This window comes from Streptomyces sp. NPDC006265 (assembly GCF_040613555.1).
In the GTDB taxonomy this organism is placed as follows: domain Bacteria; phylum Actinomycetota; class Actinomycetes; order Streptomycetales; family Streptomycetaceae; genus Streptomyces.
In genome coordinates this window covers 1-3,358 of sequence record NZ_JBEXSH010000946.1, presented here as the reverse complement: position 1 = coordinate 3,358, position 3,358 = coordinate 1, and the positions used below count along the sequence as shown (strand labels likewise).

The following is a 3,358-nucleotide window of genomic DNA, read 5'->3' as shown; positions in this document are numbered from 1 at the left end:
ACGACGAACAGGGTGCGCTGCGAGATCTTCTGCGCGAGGACACCGGTGACGGCGGGCATCACCAGGAGGCCACCGAGGCGATGAAGGCGCCGCTCGGGCTGAAGGTCAGCAAGCCCAAGAACGGCTGCATCACGGCGGTCAAGGGCGCGGGCTTCTTCTGTGACTACGTGCGCGAGGTCTTCCTGACCGACCCGGTCTTCGGCAAGACAAAGGAGCAGCGCGCGAAGGTCTGGAACCAGGGCGGCCTCACCATCCGCACCACCATGGACCCGCAGGCCCAGGACGCGGCGCAGCGGTCCATCAAGGAGCACGTCTACAAGAGCGACGAGGTGGCAACCGCCGTCTCCCTCGTCCAGCCCGGCACCGGCAAGATCCTCGCCATGGGCCAGTCGCGTCCGTACGGCTTCAAGAAGAACGAGACGCAGATCAACCTCTCCGTCGACCAGTCGATGGGCGGCGGCATGGGCTACCAGCCCGGTTCGACGTTCAAGCCGATCGTGGCCGCCGCGGCCCTCGAGGACGGCATGCCGGCGAACAAGGTGTACCCGTCGCCGTACCGGATGGCGTACCCGAGCCCGGTCTCGGCCTGTAAGGACAAGCGGTGGGTGAACGACCCCCACAACCCGGCGAAGCTCCAGAACGAGAACTCCTCCGAGGTCGGCCCGTACGACATGCGGGAGGCGACCGCCAAGTCGGTCAACACCTACTACGTGCAGATGATCAGCGACATCGGCATCTGCCCGGTGACGACGATGGCGAAGAAGATGGGCGTCGTGCGGGCCGACGGCGACAAGATGCCCCAGGTGCCCTCCATCGCCCTCGGCACCCAGGAGATGTCCCCGCTGACCATGGCGAACGCGTACGCGACCTTCGCCTCGCGCGGCATGCACTGCACGCTGGTCGCCATAGAGTCGGTCAGCCGGCGGGTCGGTGACAAGACCACCTCGCTCCAGGTCCCGAAGTCGACCTGCTCGCGCGCGATGTCGGAGAACACCGCGGACACCATCAACACGCTGCTGAAGGGCGTCGTCGAGGACGGCACGGGCAAGAAGGCCGGCCTCGGCAGCCGCCCCAGCGCCGGCAAGACCGGCACGACCGACGAGCGCTACGCGGCCTGGTTCGTGGGCTACACACCGAACATGGCCGGTGCCGTGTGGGTCGGCGACCCCGCGCACAAGCGGAAGATGTCCGGCATCACCATCGGCGGCCGGTCGTACGGCAAGGTCTTCGGTGGCGAGGTTCCCGGCCCGATCTGGGGCGACATGATGTCCGGCGCGCTGGAGGGCAAGCCCGTCGAGAACTTCAACACCGTCCACATCCCCGACAGCAAGCCCCGGGACCGCGGTGACGGGGACGGCGGCCGGGACGACGGGGGCAACGGCGACAACGGTGGCGACGACGGCTTCATCGGCGGCCTGGTCGGCGGCAGCAACGGCGGAGGCGGCGGCGAGCCCACGCCCTCGTTCTCCATCCCGGAGGGCTTCATCCGGGGGCAGAGCAACGGCGGCGGGAACGGAAACGGCGGCCGGTTCGGCTGAGCCGGCTGTGCGCTGAAAGGAGACGGCCCCTTCCCGCCTGGGTGGGAAGGGGCCGTCTCGTTCGGCTGAAGGGTCAGCGGGCCAGTGGCGAAGAGCCGGCCGGCCCGTGACTGTGACCGAGGGGGTCAGCCGGCCAGCAGCTTCTTCACCGCGGCGGCCACGCGGCCGCCCTCGGCCTGCCCGGCCACCTTCGGGTTCACGATCTTCATGACCGCACCCATGGCCCGCGGCCCCTCCGCACCGGCCGCCTTCGCCTCCTCGACGGCCTGGGCGACGATCTGCTGGAGCTGCTCGTCCGACAGCTGCTGCGGCAGGTATGTGGCGAGGACCTCGCCCTCCGCCTTCTCCCGCTCGGCCTGCGCGGCACGACCACCCTGCGCGAAGGCGTCGGCCGCCTCACGCCGCTTCTTCGCCTCCCGGGTGATCACCTTCTGCACCTCGTCGTCGGAGAGCTCGCGCTTCTCCTTGCCCGCGACCTCCTCCTTGGTGATCGCGGCGAGCGTCAGCCGGAGCGTCGAGGAGCGCAGCTCGTCGCGCTCCTTGATCGCAACGTTGAGGTCTTCCTGCAGCTTCGACTTGAGCGTGGTCATGGGGTCGATTGTCGCAGGTGCGGGAGGAGCGGCGCCCCTCGATTTGCGGGACGGCCGTCTCATGCCCGGTGCCGTCAGGGGAATTCGCGCACCGCCCGGACACGGGCGACGGCCCCGGTCTGACACGATGGTCGTATGCGCGCGCGATACGGAGTACCCCTGGGAATCGCGGCGGCTGGCGCCGCCGGACTGTTGTACTCGGCGGGCTTCGAGGCCCGCTCCTTCCGCCTCCGCCGGGTCACCGTCCCGGTCCTCCCCCCGGGGATGCGTCCCCTGCGTGTGCTGCAGATCTCCGACATCCACATGGTCGGCGGCCAGCGCAAGAAGCAGCGCTGGCTGCGGTCCCTGGCGGGCCTGCGCCCCGACTTCGTGATCAACACGGGTGACAACCTCTCCGACCCGAAGGGCGTCCCGGAGGTCCTGGACGCGCTCGGCCCCCTGATGGAGTTCCCGGGCGCGTACGTCTTCGGCTCCAACGACTACTACGGCCCCAAGCTGCGCAACCCCGCCCTCTATCTGCTCGAGAAGGCGCACGGCCGCCACGGCCTCAACGGCAACGCTCCGGCCGAGGGCGTGGTGCACAACCCGTGGGAGGACCTGCGCGACGGTTTCGACGCGGCGGGCTGGCTCAACCTGACCAACACGCGCCGCGAGCTCAAGCTCGAAGGCGGCTCGGTGGAGCTCACGGGCCTGGACGACCCGCACATCAAGCGGGACCGCTACGCGCAGGTGGCGGGCGGGCCGTCCGAGGCGGCGGACTTCTCGATGGGCGTCGTGCACGCCCCGTACCTGCGCACCCTGGACGCCTTCACGGCCGACGCCTACCCCCTGATCCTGGCCGGTCACACCCACGGCGGCCAGCTGTGCATCCCCTTCTACGGCGCCCTGGTCACCAACTGCGACCTGGACACGGAACGGGTGAAGGGCCTGTCCACCCACACGGCGGAGGGCAATACGTCGTACCTCCACGTGTCGGCGGGCTGCGGAACGAACCGCTACACACCGGTACGGTTCGCGTGCCCGCCGGAGGCGACGTTGCTGACGTTGGTGGGGCGCGAGGTCCCGGGGAGGTAACGCGAAGGGCGAGGGGCTTGGGCTGGTGACGCGCAGGGCGACGGACCTGGGCGGGTAACCCGGAGAGCGACGGACCTGGGCGGGTAACCCGGAGAGCGACGGACCTGGGCGGGTAACCCGGAGAGCGACGGACCGGGGCGGGTAACCCGGAGCAGG

Annotated in this window: 3 protein-coding genes; 2 read left to right on the top strand and 1 reads right to left on the bottom strand. The window is 69.8% G+C overall.

The window, feature by feature from the left end:
- A partial coding sequence (locus ABZ281_RS43235) for a penicillin-binding transpeptidase domain-containing protein (protein ID WP_356663613.1) occupies window positions 1-1,538 on the top strand: 1,538 nt, incomplete at its 5' end.
- 125 nt (window positions 1,539-1,663) lie between these two features.
- Here the strand turns inward: ABZ281_RS43235 and ABZ281_RS43230 are convergent.
- Window positions 1,664-2,128 carry a GatB/YqeY domain-containing protein gene (locus tag ABZ281_RS43230; RefSeq protein ID WP_356663611.1) on the bottom strand — a complete coding sequence of 155 codons (465 nt, stop codon included), beginning with the start codon at window positions 2,126-2,128 and terminating at the stop codon, window positions 1,664-1,666.
- Window positions 2,129-2,263: 135 nt separating this feature from the next.
- Here ABZ281_RS43230 and ABZ281_RS43225 point away from each other — a divergent pair, with 135 nt between their 5' ends.
- Window positions 2,264-3,202, top strand: a complete 939-nt coding sequence (locus ABZ281_RS43225) for a metallophosphoesterase (RefSeq protein ID WP_356663609.1) — start codon at window positions 2,264-2,266, stop codon at window positions 3,200-3,202.
- The last annotated feature ends 156 nt before the right edge of the window (window positions 3,203-3,358 follow it).

Bases quoted from the DNA above. Each gene is read 5' to 3' on its own strand.
- ABZ281_RS43230 (WP_356663611.1), bottom strand. From the start codon at position 2,128: ATGACCACGCTCAAGTCGAAGCTGCAGGAAGACCTCAACGTTGCGATC.
- ABZ281_RS43225 (WP_356663609.1), top strand. From the start codon at position 2,264: ATGCGCGCGCGATACGGAGTACCCCTGGGAATCGCGGCGGCTGGCGCC.